The 16,254-nt window shown below is 69.6% G+C and carries 14 protein-coding genes; 6 read left to right on the plus strand and 8 right to left on the minus strand.

All coding sequences use genetic code 11. From position 1 onward, the window contains the following. The first annotated feature begins 1,121 nt into the window (after positions 1-1,121). Entirely contained in the window at positions 1,122-1,739 is a 618-nt protein-coding gene (locus tag OG917_RS01740) for a transglycosylase SLT domain-containing protein (protein WP_328315662.1), read from the plus strand. Positions 1,740-2,197: 458 nt separating this feature from the next. Here the strand turns inward: OG917_RS01740 and OG917_RS01745 are convergent, their stop codons facing one another. The 4 genes from OG917_RS01745 to OG917_RS01760 are packed head-to-tail and all read right to left on the minus strand — an operon-like array spanning position 2,198 to position 5,620. After that, positions 2,198-2,707: a YbhB/YbcL family Raf kinase inhibitor-like protein gene (locus tag OG917_RS01745; RefSeq protein WP_328315695.1), complete on the minus strand. Its 510-nt coding sequence runs from the start codon at positions 2,705-2,707 to the stop codon at positions 2,198-2,200. 59 nt (positions 2,708-2,766) lie between these two features. Further along, positions 2,767-3,333, minus strand: a complete 567-nt coding sequence (locus OG917_RS01750; protein WP_328315696.1) for an isochorismatase family protein — start codon at positions 3,331-3,333, stop codon at positions 2,767-2,769. 59 nt (positions 3,334-3,392) lie between these two features. Continuing rightward, complete coding sequence (locus tag OG917_RS01755) at positions 3,393-5,150, minus strand: MFS transporter (RefSeq protein ID WP_328315697.1); 1,758 nt, start codon at positions 5,148-5,150, stop codon at positions 3,393-3,395. Between the two features lie 29 nt (positions 5,151-5,179). Continuing rightward, positions 5,180-5,620: a MarR family winged helix-turn-helix transcriptional regulator gene (locus OG917_RS01760; protein ID WP_328315698.1), complete on the minus strand. Its 441-nt coding sequence runs from the start codon at positions 5,618-5,620 to the stop codon at positions 5,180-5,182. Positions 5,621-5,926: 306 nt separating this feature from the next. Here OG917_RS01760 and OG917_RS01765 point away from each other — a divergent pair, with 306 nt between their 5' ends. Next, entirely contained in the window at positions 5,927-6,670 is a 744-nt protein-coding gene (locus OG917_RS01765) for a class I SAM-dependent methyltransferase (RefSeq protein ID WP_328315699.1), read from the plus strand. A 133-nt stretch (positions 6,671-6,803) separates the two neighbouring features. Here OG917_RS01765 and OG917_RS01770 read toward each other — a convergent pair whose 3' ends face one another. The 3 genes from OG917_RS01770 to OG917_RS01780 form a co-directional block, all read right to left on the minus strand. After that, positions 6,804-7,664 (minus strand): NmrA family NAD(P)-binding protein, encoded by an 861-nt coding sequence (locus tag OG917_RS01770; RefSeq protein WP_328315700.1) that lies wholly within the window; start codon positions 7,662-7,664, stop codon positions 6,804-6,806. Between the two features lie 54 nt (positions 7,665-7,718). Continuing rightward, positions 7,719-8,342 (minus strand): TetR/AcrR family transcriptional regulator, encoded by a 624-nt coding sequence (locus OG917_RS01775; protein ID WP_328315701.1) that lies wholly within the window; start codon positions 8,340-8,342, stop codon positions 7,719-7,721. A 290-nt stretch (positions 8,343-8,632) separates the two neighbouring features. Further along, positions 8,633-9,538, minus strand: a complete 906-nt coding sequence (locus OG917_RS01780; protein WP_328315702.1) for an NADP-dependent oxidoreductase — start codon at positions 9,536-9,538, stop codon at positions 8,633-8,635. A gap of 122 nt (positions 9,539-9,660) precedes the next feature. On the opposite strand from OG917_RS01780, the gene OG917_RS01785 reads away from it, so the two are divergent. Together OG917_RS01785 and OG917_RS01790 are read left to right on the plus strand one after the other, a co-directional pair. Beyond that, complete coding sequence (locus tag OG917_RS01785; RefSeq protein ID WP_328321594.1) at positions 9,661-10,026, plus strand: MerR family transcriptional regulator; 366 nt, start codon at positions 9,661-9,663, stop codon at positions 10,024-10,026. Between the two features lie 771 nt (positions 10,027-10,797). Then, positions 10,798-11,730, plus strand: coding sequence for a LysR family transcriptional regulator (locus OG917_RS01790; RefSeq protein ID WP_328315703.1), 933 nt, complete (start codon positions 10,798-10,800; stop codon positions 11,728-11,730). 301 nt (positions 11,731-12,031) lie between these two features. Here the strand turns inward: OG917_RS01790 and OG917_RS01795 are convergent, their stop codons facing one another. Next, positions 12,032-12,979, minus strand: coding sequence for a MurR/RpiR family transcriptional regulator (locus OG917_RS01795; RefSeq protein WP_328315704.1), 948 nt, complete (start codon positions 12,977-12,979; stop codon positions 12,032-12,034). A gap of 394 nt (positions 12,980-13,373) precedes the next feature. On the opposite strand from OG917_RS01795, the gene OG917_RS01800 reads away from it, so the two are divergent. Both OG917_RS01800 and OG917_RS01805 read left to right on the plus strand, forming a co-directional pair. After that, a complete protein-coding gene (locus OG917_RS01800) occupies positions 13,374-14,936 on the plus strand; it encodes a sodium:solute symporter (RefSeq protein ID WP_328315705.1) in 1,563 nt (520 codons plus the stop codon). Between the two features lie 106 nt (positions 14,937-15,042). Then, positions 15,043-16,218 carry an anhydro-N-acetylmuramic acid kinase gene (locus tag OG917_RS01805; RefSeq protein ID WP_328315706.1) on the plus strand — a complete coding sequence of 392 codons (1,176 nt, stop codon included), beginning with the start codon at positions 15,043-15,045 and terminating at the stop codon, positions 16,216-16,218. Positions 16,219-16,254 lie beyond the last annotated feature (36 nt).

Raw genomic sequence — 16,254 nt, forward strand, 5'->3', positions numbered from 1 at the left:
CAACATCCGGCGGCATCGCATACAGCCTGGAGAGCAGCCACACCCCCACACCACCCCCTCCAGGCCGTAGCCGACCGGCCCGGCACCAACCCGCCCGCAGGTCCGGGATGCGCCGGTCGTCCGCCTTCCACATCAGCCACCGCATCGCCGGCCGCTACTACCCCGCAGCCCTCATCCCTCCGGAGTGAACACCCGAGGGAGGCCGACTGAGCCATACGGGTGCCGCGCCGGTTGCCGCCGTTCAGGTGACCGGATACAGCCGTCGCAGGTCAGCCGGCGAGGGCGCGGCAGGAATCGCTGGACTGACAAGGAACCACGATGGCCGCAGGGATTCCTGCGGCCATCGTGGTTCCTTGTCAGTCCAGCTGCTGCTGCTGTTGGGCCGGGAGATCGCTGCCGGGTTCCACCGGCGACGGGGACGGTCGGGAGATGAAGTTCTCGAAGGCGTCCATCCCGAGCATCAGCAGCATCATGAGCCCAGGAAGACATACAGCTATGAACACCATGGAGCCCTCACGGAGGTAGTAGGGACCACCTTGTCCTGTTCCTCAGTGTGCAGCCGAACGGAGCAGTGCGCCTGTCGACCCGAGCCTGCCCCCTCTTACGCGTCAACCCCCCACGGCAGCAGGCCAGGGCCTCATCGAACGGGGGCCTCCCGCCCTCCGGCCCGAGACCCCCGCCGACCGACCCACCAGTGACCGCGCCGCAGGGGTGCGGAACCGGCAATCCCTGCTTCGAGTCGCATACGGACCGTGACAGAGAGTGTCCGATCGGGGGCGCTGGGGCCGTTGATGTGTGAGCCCGGGCATAGGGGCCACGTCACACAGGACCCCGCCTAGTAGACCCACGACAGCGCCCGCCCCTCTCTCCCAGGCCTCCATCCACCCCTGTCCGTTTTCTAACTAAATATCGTCGTAGGTCACATGATTGCCAACGACCCGGACCCTCTCGCAAGGTGTGGGACATACCGGGGAGCCGCACGCCGGACCGGGCACCGCACCACGCCCGCCACCCAGACACCGGCCCCACGACACACACCACGGCCCACCACGCCGTAACCGTGTCACCGACCCCCCAGTCGGCCTCCCCACGAACGTCCCCCACCGGAGAGGTACACACCCATGACTGCCACCACCCGCCACACCCTGAACTTCCGCAAGACCACCGTCACCGGCATCGCCGCCGCCGGCGCAGCCGCCGTCGCGCTCTCCCTGGCCCCCCACACGGCCCACGCCGCAGAGCCCGCGACCAGCACACCCGCCTCGGCCGCCGCCATCACCACCGCGCAGATCGCCAAGCAGGCCCACCACGCGGAAAAGACCGCCCAGCACACCACCAAGACCAAGGCAGCCAAGACCAAGGCAGCCAAGACGAAGCACGTCGACACCGTCGCCGCCATCGTCAAGAACACCAAATACAGCAACAACCTCGACGGCTGGATCAAGGAATCACTGGCCATCATGAAGGCCAAGCACATCCCCGGAAGCTACGAAGGCCTCCACCGCAACATCATGCGCGAATCCAGCGGCAACCCCCACGCCCAGAACAACTGGGACGTCAACGCCCAGAACGGCATCCCCTCCAAGGGACTCCTCCAGGTCATCCAGCCCACCTTCGACACCTACCACGTCAAGGGCACCAAAAACAGCCTCACCGACCCCGTCGCAAACATCGTCGCCGCAGCCAACTACGCCGCCGACAAATACGGCTCCATGGACAACGTCAACTCCGCATACTGACCAACCAGTTGACCGGACAGTTGACCAAACACCCCACGGAGAGCGCCGGAGTGGCCGCTGCCCTGAACATCGACGCGGCAGCCGCCACACCGGAGATACTCCTCGCATAGGGCTCCACCACGGCGATCCGCCGAGCAACCCCCTCGCGACGCCTGTTGGTTGAGTACGTTCAACACCGCACCGGCCATGGCTGCACCGCCGTATCCGAGTACCGACCGCGGAAGGTACCGACCGCGGAAGCGACGAGCATCTGTCTGCTGCATCAGCCCGACGAGAAGCAGACACCATGCCCATCTGCGGGTCCGGTCCGGCGCTGCGAGGCCAAGGGGCGGGCGCCCGTCATGCAACGCTAAGAAACTGGCCCTGCCCCCGTCATTGCTTGTGCCCGGGGCTGCTCGGTCTCCGGTCGGCCCCGGAGACCGGGCAGCCCCGGGCACGCTGCACCTCGGGGCCTGGGGTCAGCGTTCGAAGACGCCGGTCATCCGTCCTCGGCCGAGGACGGGTGCGGTGATAGTGGCCAGAAGAGCGCGGGGCCGCGTCCGGTCCACTCGCGTGGCGCCGGGGGCACCGTCGACCGGGGCCGAGAGGGCGAACATCTGGAAGATGTAGCGGTGTGGCCCATGGCCTTTGATGGGCGCGGGGCCGCGATAGCCCCGTCCGAGGCTGGCACGGAGTACCTGTACCCCGGCGGAGGGCTGCCGCGCGTCGAGAGCGCCCGGGTCGAGATGCCCCAGCGCCGGGTCGATCAGGGCGACGCAGTGAACGGCGGGCTTGGCGATGGGGACATCGATGTCCTCGACGACCAGGAGGAGTTGGGCAGTGCCGGGCGGTGGCGCGGTCCACGCCAGCTGGGGGGAGAGTTCCTCGCCGCCGACGGGCTTCGCGCCGTGCACCAGTGGCATGACATCGCCGTGCCCGAAGTCCTGGCTGGTGAGAGCCAGCGCCTCGGGGCCTTGCAGGTTGGGCATGTTCCACGCCGTGTGGGTGTCGCCTGCTCGGCGGTTCTTCAGAAGTCGGCCGAGGAGGCTCATCGCGTTGCCACCACCATGTCGATGACCTCGGCGGTCGAGGCGGTCTCGCCGAGCTTGGGGAAGATCCGCTCGACGCTGTGCCGGTGGGCATCGGCGTCGGGGTCGCTCATGGCGTCGGTGGCCAGAACGACGTGATAGCCGAAGTCGGACGCCGAGCGGGCCGTCGACTCGACGCCCGAGCTGGTCGCAATACCGGCGAGCACGATCTGAGTGGCGCCCAGGTCCCGCAGGAGAGTGTCGAGGCCGGTGTCATGGAATGCGCTGCGGCGCCGCTTGGTGACCAGGTGGTCGGTCGGCTGGACGTCGAGTTCGTCGATGAGGTCGGCCCAGCCGGGCGGCAGCGTGGTCATTCCGCCGGCCGACCCGGCCTCGGTGCGCCCCTGGGCGCGTCCCGTGACGTTGACCAGGATCACAGGGAGGCCATGCCGCCGGAATGCGGTGGCCAGGCGGGTCGCCTGGCTGACCGCGGCGGTGACCGTTGGGCCGGTGTGCGCGGAGACTATGCCCTTCTGCAAGTCGATCACGACCAGCGCGGAGGTGGGGTCGATGGTTGTCAGTGTCATGGTGTCTGCTCTCTCCTGTGTCTGTCGGCTCATTGCCGGGGCCGGGCTGTGAGACGCCCTCATCCGCTGGTGTGGTGCCTGTCCGGTCGCGCGAGGGCCTCTGCCTCCTGCGGTCCAGGGGCCTTGGCGGAGGGGCTCGCGCCACGCAGGAGGGAGGCGATCGCGGCGAGGAGGGCGAGGGTGGCGCCGAAGGCGAACACGATGACCAGGCCGGAGTGGAAGGGCCCGGAGATCAGGGCCGGGAAGAACTCCCGTCCGGTCAGCGCCTGTTGCTGCGCTGCCGTCAGATGGGTCAGGACGCCGCTGGGCTGGAGCAGATGCTGGATCGGATTGACGCCGAGTTGGGCGGCGAACAGGGACGACACCGGGGGCAGGCTGCCGACGTGAGCGGCGACGTGGGCCGGTACCCCCTGCTGTTGCAGTCCGCTGGTGAGGGTGTGCGGGAGACTGCCGGCCAGCCCGGCGATCATGAGCGAGAAGAACACACCGATGGAGACGGCGGTGCCGGAGTTCTGGAAGGTGGCGCGCATGCCGGAGGCGACACCGCGCAACCGCGCGGGCACGCTGCCCATGATCGAGGAGGAGTTGGGTGAGGCGAACATGCCGCTGGCGATCCCGTTGAGCGCGATCAGCACGGCGAAGATCCAGTAACTGAAGTCTATCGGCAGGAGCATCAGGCCCAGGAAGCTCGCGCCGAACAGCAGCGCGCCCCCGGTGGCCAGCCCCCGCGAACCGAGCCGGTCGGACAGGTACCCGGAGACGGGCCCTGCGGCGAGGAATCCTGCGGTCAGCGGCAGCATGAAGATACCGGCCCACAGTGGTGTGTCGCTGTAGTCGTAGCCGTGCAGCGGCAGCCAGATGCCCTGCAGCCAGATGATCAGCACGAACTGCATCCCGCCGCGGCCGATAGAGATGGCCAGGCCCGCCAGGTTGCCGAAGGTGAAGGCCCGCAGGCGGAAGAGACTCAGCTGGATCATCGGCGCGGAGACACGGTTCTCGATGACGACGAAGGCTGCCAGGAGCACGAGTCCGCCGGCGATCAGCCCGTCGACCAGCGGGTTGGTCCAGCCCATGGTGTGTCCGCCGTAGGGCTGCAGGCCGAAGGTGACCGCGATCAGGACGGCGCTCAGCCCCACCGCGAAGGTGACATTGCCCCACCAGTCGATCCGGCCGCCTTCACGCTTTCCCGTCTCGCGCAGGGTGCGGTAGGCCCACAGCGTGAAGAACACACCGATGGGCACATTCACCCAGAACACCGCCCGCCAGTCCCAGGCCGACAGCAGTCCCCCGGCGACCAGGCCGATGAACATCCCGCCCAGGCCCGCGACCTGATTGATGCCCAGCGCGAAGCCACGCTGCTCCTTGGGGAAGGCGTCAGTCAGGATCGCGGCCGAGTTCGCGGTCAGCATCGATCCGCCGACGGCCTGCACCACCCGCCAGGCGATCAGCCACATCGCTCCCCGGCTGCCGTCGAAGGGGTCGAAGGAGAGGAGGATCGAGGCGAAGGTGAAGACCGCGAACCCGGAGTTGTAGATCCGGACCCGGCCGTACATGTCGCCCAGACGCCCCACCGTGACCACCAGGACGGCCTGCACCAGCCGGTATCCCATGATCATCCACAGCAGATAGGCGATGTTGCCCGGAGCGAGTGGGTCCAGGTGCACGCCCCGGAAGATCGCCGGCAGGGCGATCAGCACGATGGAGCCGTCCAGCGCGGACATGAAGACCGCGGCAGTCGTATTCGTCAACGCCGTCCACTTGTACCGGTCGTCGGCGACCGGGCCGTCGGGTGCGCTCTTCCGGGGAGGATCCGTCATCCGCTTGCTTCCTCATGGTTCCGTCGGCATCAGATGTTCTGTGCCAGCCGCTCCAGCAGCGCCGCGGCCGTTGCGAGCTGCTTCAGCTCCGCAGGGGTGAACGTTCCGCTGGTCAGCGCCTGGGCAAGGAGCTCGGCCCGTGCGTTGCGCTTGTTCTTCAGCGCCTGCAGACCGGCATCGGTCACCGTCAGCACCACGCGCCTGCCGTCGTTCGGGTCCGGACGGCGTTCGACCAGGCCGCGGTCCCGCAGCGCACCGAGCGTCGCCCCCATGGCCTGTGCGGTGATCTGCACCTCTCGCGCCAGCGCCGAGGAAGTGGTGGGGCCCGAGCGCTCCAGACGTGACAGGGCGGTCCGCTCGGGCATCGTCAATCCACCGCCGGTGGGCACCTGGCGCACGCGTCGCAGCAGCACGCCGAGACTCGCCAGCAGGGCTGTGGCGACTCCACTGGGATCCAGATCGTCGTTCATATACTAAGCCTACCTTATCAGGTGGGCTTAGCGAATTTCCCTCGCGCCTGAGCGAGGAAGCGCCGGCGACTTCGCCGAGGCGGCGGGCCGAACGGCTGGGTCCGCCGAGCGAATGCCTCGATCGCAATGAGAGCGGTCATTGGCTGATAGGAGCGTCACCGCCCGGCTTCTTTGGTCAATTCGCCAGTACGGATCCTGGACGGAGTGCGAGGAGACTTCCTGTCACGACGACAGCGACCCGGCGGGCCTCTCAACCCGGAGGGCCGCCGTGGCCGTACGCGGAACAACACGCAGGAAGGGCAGCACATGAGCGTGCAGCAGTACGACGCGATCGGCGAAGCATTCGAGGGCTTCAAGTCCCTGCCACTGATGCGTTACGGGGAGGTGCCGAGCTTTCTGGGCATGCTCGGGGACGTGAGCGGCAAGTCGGTACTCGACGTCGCGTGCGGCACTGGCTTCTACAGCCGGGAGTTAAAACGGCGCGCCGCCGCGGATGTCTTCGGTGTCGACATCTCCGGCGAGATGATCGCCGCCGCGCGGGAGATCGAACAGCGTGACCCGCTGGGTGTGCGCTACGAGGTCGGAGATGTGGCCGAACTGGAGCTCCTCGACCGGCGCTTCGACATCGCAGTGGGCGTGCAGTGCCTCAACTACGCGGAGAGCATCGCAGCGATGGAGCGGATGTGCCGCAACATCCACCAAAACCTGCTGCCAGGCGGCGAGTTCTTCGTACTCGCCCAGAAGCCCGACTACCGGTTCGACTGTCCGTCCCTGGACAAGTACGGCTTCCGTTGCGAGCCGACCGAGGAGGAATCCGGGACGGGACCGCTGGCACGGGTCACGGCGCTCCTCGACCCGCAGCCGATCAGCATCGTCAGCGCGGTCCCGCGCCGCGAGGTGTACGAGGAGTGTCTGCGGGCCGCCGGGTTCGGTGAGGTGGAGTGGGTCCCGCTACAGGTGTCCGAAGCCGGCATCCGCGAGTTCGGTGAGGACTTCTGGGCGGACCTCCTCGCGAGCCCACCGCTGGAGATGCTGCGCTGCCGTGCCTGACCGGCCGGAGCCGTCGTAGGCGGTGTCCGCAACGTCATGCACGAGCGTTGCTTGCGGGGAGCAGCAGCTTCGGCGCCGCCACTCGTCATCGGTGAAGCCCACCTGCTGATGAACGCGACCTCAGCCCCCTCGTTCAGGCGGCGTCGGTGTCCGCCGCGAGCTGGTCGGCGACGGTCCGGGGCGCGCGGCCGAGGAGATCAGCGAGCAACGGCTCGACTCCGGCGAAGCGGCCCTCGCGGGCGGCCAGGAAGGTGGTGAGCGTCATCCGCGCCATCGCTTCCGGGGTTCCGGCGGCGACCTTGGCCGCGATCCACTCCTCGTCGTCCAGCGTGCTGCGCGTGATGTCACGGCCGGTCGTCTTGGAGGCCAGGGCGGCGACGTCGTCGAACGTCACGGCCTGGCGGGCCGTCAGCGTGACCGGTCCGTCGAAGCCGCGGTCACCTGCGAGGATGACGGCTGCCGCTTCGGCGGCATCCGCGCGGTCGGTCCACGAGACGGGGCCGTCGGCCGGGGCGGTGATGGTGCCGGCCTGCTGCCAGGGGCCCAGCAGCCAGCCCAGGCTGTGGGCGTAGAAGCCGTTGCGCATCGCGGTCCAGGCGACACCGGAGTCGGCGAGGAGCTGCTCGGTGGCGGCATGGTCGCGTGCCGGGCGGAAGGGGCTGTCCGCGCCGGCCCCCTGGTGGCTGGTGTAGAGGATGCGCCGGGCTCCCGCTGCGACGGCGGCGTCAATACCGGCGCGGTGCAGCGCGACCGCGTCGGCGTGCGGATCGTTGGAGGAGACGAGCAGGACCTGCTCGGCGCCCTCGAAGGAGTGCCACAGGGCGGCCGGATCCTCGTAGGAACCCTGGCGCACCCGTACCCCGCGGTCGGCGAAGTGCCGCGCCCTGGCGGTGTCGCGGACGCTGACTCCGATCTGCTCGGCGGGCATGCGCTTCAGGAGGTGTTCGACGGTGGCGCCGTTGAGTGCGCCGGTCGCACCGGTGACGACGATCATGAGGGGGGTCCTTTCGTTCCCGCCGCGCGCTCGGCGCGTGGGTGCGGGCTGGGGTCAGTGGGTGTGCAGGAGCGGCAGCAGGATGTCGTCGACGAGGTGTTCGACGAACGATTCGTCGCACGACTCCCCCGCGATCACGATGCGGTGCACGATCACCGCCGGGGCAACCTCGGCGAAGAGCTCCGCGGCGCGGGGGGCCAGCCGCTCTCCATGCCGGATCGCCCTGCGCAGTGGCTCGTCGGTCATCGCGGCCTCGTCGCGGCGCAGGATGCGGCGCATCTCCTCCGCGAGCCGCGCGTCGCTGCGCATCCCGGCGAACAGCGCCCCGAGCAGGCCCACCTCCTGCTCGGCGATCTGCCGGGCCAGCCAGGAGACGAGCCCGAGCAGGTTCTCCCGAAGGGTGTCCGCAGCGAGCGCGGGCGGCGTTGTGCGGGCGCGGTGCTCGACCGCGGCGGCGACCAGCGCGGCCTTGTCGCGGTAGCGCCGGTAGATCGTCGTCTTCGCCGACCCGGAGCGACTCGCGACCGCCTCCATGGACAGCTGCTCGTAACCCACCTCGGTCAGCAGCGACAGTGTCGCCTCAAGGATGGCCAGGCCACGGCTGGTGTCACGCGGCCGCCCCATGACGGACAGCCCGCCTGTGTCCTCGGCCCGCGAGCCACTGGATGCGCTTGCCACTCCGACCCCCACTTTCGCTACGCTACGGTTGCGTATCGAAAGTAACGCGGAATGAGGCCGGACACAAGGCGAGCGCTTCCGGCCGGTGGACCCGGGGCGGCGGCGGTGACGTCGATACCGGCTTCGGCCATGGCCCGCGATGGCGACCGGGGTGACCTGGCCGGCGGGGAGAGAGCCGGCGAAGCGGACCTCGGCGGTGTGCCTTCGAGTTCCTGGCGGCGCCCGACGCCGAAGCCGCGTTCAACCCCCGGTACACGTGGTGATTGACGTATCCGGGCCGCACGTTCGCTTCAGATGGAGATGACGATCTTGCCGCGTGTGCGGCCACGCTCAGCCTGCGTGTGGGCGTCGGCGAGCCTCTCCAGGGGGTAGCTCTCTTCGATGCGGGGTGTGTAGCGGCCTTCCCGGCCCAGTTCTGCCGCTGCGGACAGGAGGGCCGAGTCGTTCTCCGCGTTGACCACATGCGTGCCCAGACGCTCCCCCCGCGCGTGGTCGGCGACTGTCGCGACCCGCGTCGGGTCGCCCGTGATCGCGACGAGGTCGTCCAGGGAGCCGGAGGCCGCGGTGTCGAGGACGATGTCGACGCCGCGCGGAGCCAGCGCGGCGAGGCGCTGTGCGAGTCCCGGGCCGTACGTCGTGGGGGTGGCGCCCAGCGAGGTGAGGAAATCGTGGTTGCGTTCGCTCGCTGTCCCGATCACAGTGGCTCCCTGCGCCACAGCGATCTCGACAGCGGCACTGCCCACGCCTCCGGCCGCGCCCTCGATGAGCAGGGTGCGCCCCTCAAGAGAGCCGAGCGCGCTCAGTCCACCCATCGCGGTCACCGAAGCGAGACCAGCCCCTGCGGCCTGCTCATCGCTCCACTGGGCGGGGGCGGGGGCCCAGGCCGAGAGAACGACCAGCTCGGCGGTGGCCCCGGTGACACCAGTCAGCCCGAAGACACGGTCACCGGTGCTCACTCCCGCCACGCCGTCACCGATCTCGTCGACGACGCCAACGGCGTCACGACCGGGAATGGCAGGCAACTCCAGAGGAAGGAACTGGCGCAGGGCGCCGGCGCGCAGCTTCCAGTCGATGGGGTTGACGCCGGCCGCCGCGACCCGGACACGGATCTCGCCAGGACCGGGATGAGGATCGGGCGCATGCTCGATCACCAGGTTGTCCACGCCGCCGTACTCGTGGAAGCGAACTGCACGCATAGTGTCCTGCCTTACCTTTGTTGGCCGAAATGACGTGTTCCTTCGGTGCCCGCTACTCTAGAACCTGACGTTGACGTGAGGTGCAAATCGACAAGCCGGAACACGCGGCCGAAGGAGGACAGGTGCGGATCGGTGAGGTTGCCGAGCGAGCGGGAGTGAGCGTGAGAGCCCTGCGCTACTACGGGGAACAGCAGTTGCTCCCCGCCGACCGCAGCGCCGGCGGCCAGCGGCACTACCCCGACTCCGCCGTCGAACGTGTCAGGCTCATCCAGCAGCTGTACGCCGCGGGCCTGGCAAGCACCACAGTCCGTGAGGTCCTGCCGTGCGTGGACACGGGCGCGGTACCCCCCGGCCTGCTGGACCGGCTGACGGCCGAACGCGCACTCATCGACCAGCGGATCACCGACCTGCTCGCCGTGCGCGACCGGCTCGACGACGTCATCGGTGTCGCGCGGAACCCAGGCCCTGACTGCGCTCACGGGCAGTGAGCGAAGCCGGCGCGGAAACTGGCATGACAGTCAAGGGCTCGCTGTCCGCGCTGCTGCGGCCAGCCGGACACGAGCACACCGTCTCGCTGCTGTCAGGAGCCGGCAGCCCCGCAGGAGGCTCCGGGAAACCGGCCGGAACATCGGCGACGGAGCCGGACCGCTCGAAGAGGGCACGGGCCACGCACAGTGCGGCCAGAGCCGGAAGGCCGTTCCGGGTTGCGGCACGGAGTACGCCTCCCCGGTACGGTCCGGGTCAGCATGCGTGAGTGATGGCGCCGGACTGGCCGCTCCGATCGAGGAGACAGGCCCTGGCCGCGACGCTGGATGGGCGGCCACTTCCTGCCACCGGCAGCTGACCGAGGCAGAGGGCGGGTCGGCATCGGTGGGCCGAACCATCCGGACGTGGTCGCAGGAGGGTGAAGAAGAGGGTGCGGACCGAGGGGGACAGCGCCCCGGAGATCTGCGGCAGTGGCGGTCCGGACCGGAGGCGAAGCGCGCTCTCCCGGCGCTCAACCGGTATGCGTCAAAGCGGATGAGCCACTGGGCCGGGCACGCCGGCCCGGCCCAGCAGAGTCCGATCGGCTGCCCCTGCCCCTGCCCCTGCCAGCACCCGACCGGCTGTCCGCTTGGCCGCTGCCCAGCGCCCCTGGCCACCGATCCGCACAACCGGTACGGGACCCAGGGCATCGCCCTGGGTGCTACGCCCTGGTGATCAGGCAGGCGCAAGACCATCCCGGCCACAACCAACAGTTGTTCCCCTAGAGTGTCGGCATGGACCTCGACACCGTCCGGACCTTCATCGCCGCCGCTGACACGGGGCAGTTCCAGGAGGCTGCCGCCCAGCTGGCGGTCACCCAGCAGGCCGTCTCCAAACGGATCGCCGCGCTGGAACGCAGTCTCGGCGTGCGGCTGTTCACCCGCACCGCGCGCGGCGTCGAGGTCACGATCGACGGGCAGGCCTTCCTGCCCCACGCGCGCGAACTGTTGCGCGTCGCCGAGCGCGCGGTGGCGTCCGTGCACGCCGGCCGCCGGCCGCTCCGCGTCGACGTGATCGCATCGCGGGGCGCCGCGGCCGGTCTGCTCCGCGGATTCCACCGCGCACACCCCGAGGTCGACCTCGACGTGGTGATGCTGTTCGACATCGAGACGGCCGTCGCCGCCATCCGGTCCAGCGCCATCGACGCGTCCTTCCGTGCCGTCGCCGAACCCGGCCGCCCCCTTCCAGCGGACGTCGAGTCCGTCCGGGTGCTCGACGAACCGCTCCAGCTCCTCACCGGCCCCGCCCACGCGCTGGCGAGCGCACGGTCGGTGCCCCTCGCCCAGCTCGCCGGGCACCGGATCTGGATGCCCGGCATTGTCCCCGGTACCGAGTGGGCCGCCTACTACGACGACCTCGTCGCGGAATTCGGCCTCTCCATCGAGGCGACCGGCCCCAACTTCGGCTCCGACGCGCTTCTCGACACCATCGCCGACACCCCGGCCCTGGCCACCTTCATGGGCAAGCAGACCCGCCTCGTCTGGCCCGCCGGCCACGGGCTGCGCCGCATCCCGGTGACCGACCCGACGCCCGTCTATCCGCACTCACTCGTCTGGCACCGAGACAACCCCCACCCAGCGCTGGCCACCCTGCGGGCCTACCTCGCCACGACGGCCGCGCACGACGCCGCCGGGACTTGGGTGCCGGACTGGGTGACCCGGGGCTGAGCACCGCCGTACCCCTGAGCAAGATGAACGGACGGCCCGACGTGGGAATGCCACCCCGGGCGGCCGCACGCTCATCGACCGGGAACGGTCCGGGGGGCCTGACAGGCGACGCTGTTTCGGTGGTCCGATCGGCACTGGTCCTTGTCCTGGTCGGCACGGGCTCTGATCGGCACAGGTCCTGGCCGGCACAGGTCCTGGCCGGCACGGGTCCTGGCCGGCACGGGTCCTGGCCGAGAGCGCCGAGCCGCCACGGCGCGGCTGCTCCTTCGGACAGTGCGGGGAGGAACGGAGCCGGCGGCCGTCAGTCGTCGGCCTGCGTGCGGCGCTGCGGGTGCCGGTGCCTGCGGCGCTGGACCACCCCGTAGGTCTCCTGGAGCGCCACGGTCGTGGCGTCGAAAGAACGCTGAGCCACACCGACGAACAGACAGTCTACGATGGCGAGTTGGGCGATACGGCTGACGGTCGCCCCGGACCGGAAGGGGGTCTCCCGAGCGCAGGTCGTCAGGACGAGGCCGGCGTTCTCGGCGAGGGTGGAGCGCGGATCGTTGGTCAGGGCGATCGTGATGGCGCCCCGCTCCCCGGCGGCCTGCAGGGGCTCCACGGTGTCCTCGGTCTCGCCGGAGTGGGAGATGGCCAGGGCCACGTCACCCGGCCCGAGCAGGGCCGCCGCGGTCAGGGCTGCGTGCCGGTCGGTCCAGATGAACGCCATGTGGCCGATACGGTGCAACTTCTGGTGCATGTCCTGGCCGACGAAGGCGCTGGCGCCCACGCCGAAGATGTCGATCCGCCGGGCCCCCGCCACTGCGTCCACCGCACGGCCCAGCATCTCCACGTCCAGACCGGCCGCCGAGTCCTCCAGGGCGCGCACTTCGTTGTAGATGATCTTGCTGACGATCTCGTCGAGGCTGTCGGTCGCGCTGATGTCGGTGCCCGGCGCCGGGCGTTCGCCCCCGAGGGCGCGCTCCCGGGCCGCGGCAGCGGCCAACGCGAGGCGCAGCTGGGGGTAGCTGCCGATCCCCAGGGTCCGGCAGAAGCGCATGACGGTCGCCACCGAGGTGTTGGCCCGCTCGCCGAGCACGCCGATGGACAGCTCCGAGGCCTGTGCGGGATCGGCCAGGACAGCCTCGGCCACGCGCCGCTCCGAAGGCGCAAGGGACGGCAGCGCCGCACGGATGCGCGCCAGCGTGTCGGCGGAGGAGGCGTCCTCCGCCGGACGAGGGGGCGTGCGCGGTGGTTCATGGCGGGCCATGGGCCGTCCCTCCTGAGCAGGTGGGTGACACGGTAGCCACCACTCGACGGCGCGTCAAAAATTTACCCACCAACTTTCTCTACGTTACTTATTGACATGTGGAGCCTCGCCTTCCGATACTCGCTGCACCGAGATCTGCGCCGGTCACCGCCCTTTCGGCCGTCCTGTGACCGTCCCGTCCAACGGATCCCGGAGACACGAGGGTGTGGTGCCGTATGACAGCAACAGTGGCGGTGACGGGGCCCGGCACGCACCGGATGCCGCGAACCCGCACGCCGGGCGACGCGGCACTGCGGACCCGGCCCGGAACCCCACGCCGTCCGCACCCTGACGACAGTCTCCCCACGGACCCCACCCCGCCGGTGTCATCGCCGGCCCTCGCCTAGGAGTGAGCGTGCGCCAACTCGACCTCGTGGTGATCGTCATCTACCTGGTGGCGATCTCCGCGATCGGACTGCGCCTGGCAGGCAGGCAGAGATCGGCGAAGGACTACTTCGTCGGTGACAGCCACATGCCGTGGTGGACAGTCTCGTTCTCCGTGGTGGCCACCGAGACCAGTGTGCTCACCGTCATCAGCGTGCCCGGTGGCGCGTACAGCGGTCAGGGCTTCGGCAACGTCGAACTGGCCATCGGCTATGTGATCGGCCGGGTTGTCGTGGCCACCGTGCTGATCCCCCTGTACAAACGTGGCGGCTTCGTCAGCGCCTACCAGTACCTGGGAAGCCGTTTCGGGCTGAAACTGCAGGGTCTCGCCTCGGTCACCTTCGTCTTCACGCGGCTTCTCGCCGAGGGGGTCAGGCTGTTCGCCTCCGCGATCCCCATCAAGCTGCTGCTCGACGAGCTCGGCATGCACACGAGCTTCCGCACCATCATCATCGTGCTCACGGTGATCACCGTCGTCTACACCTACCTCGGCGGCATCAAGGCCGTCATCTGGACCGACACCATCCAGATGGGCCTGTACCTGGGCGGCGCCATCCTCGCCATCGTCGTGCTGTCCGCACACGTCGGGGGCAACGGCTTCTCACGCGCCCTGCACACGGGTCACTTCAAGCTCTTCGACACGGACTTCGACCTGGCACACATCCTCACGAGTCCGTTCGCACTGCCGACCGCGATCATCGGCGGCGCCATCTTCGCGATGGCCAGCCACGGTTCCGACCAGCTGATCGTCCAGCGCATCCTGGCCACCCGGTCACTGCGAGACGGCCAGAAGGCCATGATCGCCTCCGGTGTCTTCGTCACCGTGCAGTTCGCCGCCTTCTCCCTTGTCGGCGCCCTGCTGTGGTCCTACAACCGGGGCAAGAGCTTCCAGCAGCTCGGCCTCAGCAGCTCCGACAACCTCTACCCGAGTTTCATCCTGCACGGCCTGCCCGTGGTGATCTCCGGCCTGCTCGTCGCCGGGATCATCGGAGCCGCCATGGGCTCGCTCTCGTCGGCACTGAACTCCATGTCGAACTCGACCGTCGCCGACATCATCCACAGCTTCTTCCGCAGCACTCCTTCCGAGGAGTTCCTGCTCAGGCTCGCCCGGCTGATGACCTTGGTGTGGGCGGTGCTGATGGCGGTCTTCGCCTGTGTCTTCAGCACCAGCACAGGGAACGTCTACCTCACCGGCCTGACCATCGCGGGGTACACCTACGGCGCGCTGCTCGGTGCCTTCCTGCTCGGGCGGATCGTCCGGCGCGCCAACGAGACCGACTCCATCGTGGCCTTCCTGGTGACGCTCGGCGTCATGACGTACATCGTCCGCGGTGTGAAGATCGATGTGACTGTGGGCGGCGTCACCGTCCCGACGGCGGTCGCAGCCCAGTGGCTGGTGCCGGCGGGCGTGGTGGTCACCCTGGCCGTCGGCGCCCTGATGAGCCTGTTCCACCGCCCCCCGGCGTCCACGCAGACCGACCCCACGCCGGAGCCCCGTACCGACCGTGTCGAGGCGCCCGTGGGCGGGGAGTGACGGAAGACGTACCCGCCCTCCCCGACCGAAAGCTCCCCCGGAAAGAAGACATGCCACAGCTCCAGCCAGCCCTGCTCACGTCGCGGAATGCGGACCGGGAGGCACCATGCGTGTGATCGGCTTGATGTCAGGCACCTCGTACGACGCCATCGAGGCCGCCGCCGCCGACCTCCGCCTGGACGGCGACACCCTGGTCCTGCGCCACCTGGGCCACCTCTCGATCCCCTACCCGGAGGATCTGCGGGACCTGATCGCCGCCACCCTGCCACCCGCCGCCACGACCGCGGAGGCCATCTGCGCCCTGGACACGGGAATCGGCCAGGCATTCGCCGCCGCGGCCGAGCGCGCTCTGGGCGAGCTGTGCGACGGCGTGGCGGACCTGGTGGTCTCGCACGGCCAGACCATGCACCACTGGGTCGAGGACGGAGCTGTCCGCGGCACACTCCAACTCGGTCAGCCGGCCTGGATCGCCGAGGCCACCGGTGTCCCTGTCGTCTCCGACCTTCGCAGCCGGGACGTGGCCGCCGGCGGACAGGGGGCCCCGCTGGTGGGCATGACCGACACCCTGCTGCTGCGCGCCCTGCCCGGCACACCCGCGGCACTGAACCTCGGTGGCATCGCCAACGTCACCGTCCTCGTGCCCGGCGCGCAGACGCTGGCCTTCGACACCGGCCCGGCCAACGCGCTGCTGGACGCGGCGGTGCGGCACTTCACCGGCGGCGCCGCCGCCTATGACGAGGACGGACGCAGGGCCGCGGCCGGCCGGACCAGCCCCGAGCTGCTCCGGGTGCTCCTGGACGACGCCTACTACCGCAGGCCCGCCCCCAAGAGCACGGGTAAGGAGCACTTCCACCTTCCCTACCTGCAACGGGCGCTGGACGCGGTCCCCACGCCCGCCGACGACGTCCTGGCCACCCTGGCCAGACTGACCGCCGTCACCGTGGCCGACCCCTGCCGCGCCTACGGGGTCACCAGTCTCGTCGTCTCCGGAGGCGGAACCCGCAACCCCGTACTGATGCGCATGATCGCCGAGGAACTGTCCGGCGTGCCCGTACAGCTCAGTGATGATCTGGGGCTGCCCTCCGACGCCAAGGAGGCCCTCGCCTTCGCCGTACTGGGCTTCCTCACCGTCAACGGTCTGCCTGGCACCCTCCCGTCGGGCACCGGCGCACGCCGGGCCACGCTGCTGGGCAGCATCACCCCGGGCCTCTCGCCGCTGCGCCTGCCCGAACCGGCCGCGCAGGCGCCGCACTTGATGCGCATCACCCACACCGCCGGCTGACCCCCGGCGCTCCCCCGCGCCGAGGGCGACGAGGCC

The organism is Streptomyces sp. NBC_00388, from assembly GCF_036061255.1.
GTDB lineage: Bacteria > Actinomycetota > Actinomycetes > Streptomycetales > Streptomycetaceae > Streptomyces.

What these genes read in the sequence shown, in the direction of transcription:
- OG917_RS01740 (WP_328315662.1), top strand. Translation starts at nt 1,122, where the DNA reads ATGACTGCCACCACCCGCCACACCCTGAACTTCCGCAAGACCACCGTC.
- OG917_RS01745 (WP_328315695.1), bottom strand. Translation starts at nt 2,707, where the DNA reads ATGCCCAACCTGCAAGGCCCCGAGGCGCTGGCTCTCACCAGCCAGGAC.
- OG917_RS01750 (WP_328315696.1), bottom strand. Translation starts at nt 3,333, where the DNA reads ATGACACTGACAACCATCGACCCCACCTCCGCGCTGGTCGTGATCGAC.
- OG917_RS01755 (WP_328315697.1), bottom strand. Translation starts at nt 5,150, where the DNA reads ATGACGGATCCTCCCCGGAAGAGCGCACCCGACGGCCCGGTCGCCGAC.
- OG917_RS01760 (WP_328315698.1), bottom strand. Translation starts at nt 5,620, where the DNA reads ATGAACGACGATCTGGATCCCAGTGGAGTCGCCACAGCCCTGCTGGCG.
- OG917_RS01765 (WP_328315699.1), top strand. Translation starts at nt 5,927, where the DNA reads ATGAGCGTGCAGCAGTACGACGCGATCGGCGAAGCATTCGAGGGCTTC.
- OG917_RS01770 (WP_328315700.1), bottom strand. Translation starts at nt 7,664, where the DNA reads ATGATCGTCGTCACCGGTGCGACCGGCGCACTCAACGGCGCCACCGTC.
- OG917_RS01780 (WP_328315702.1), bottom strand. Translation starts at nt 9,538, where the DNA reads ATGCGTGCAGTTCGCTTCCACGAGTACGGCGGCGTGGACAACCTGGTG.
- OG917_RS01790 (WP_328315703.1), top strand. Translation starts at nt 10,798, where the DNA reads ATGGACCTCGACACCGTCCGGACCTTCATCGCCGCCGCTGACACGGGG.
- OG917_RS01795 (WP_328315704.1), bottom strand. Translation starts at nt 12,979, where the DNA reads ATGGCCCGCCATGAACCACCGCGCACGCCCCCTCGTCCGGCGGAGGAC.
- OG917_RS01805 (WP_328315706.1), top strand. Translation starts at nt 15,043, where the DNA reads ATGCGTGTGATCGGCTTGATGTCAGGCACCTCGTACGACGCCATCGAG.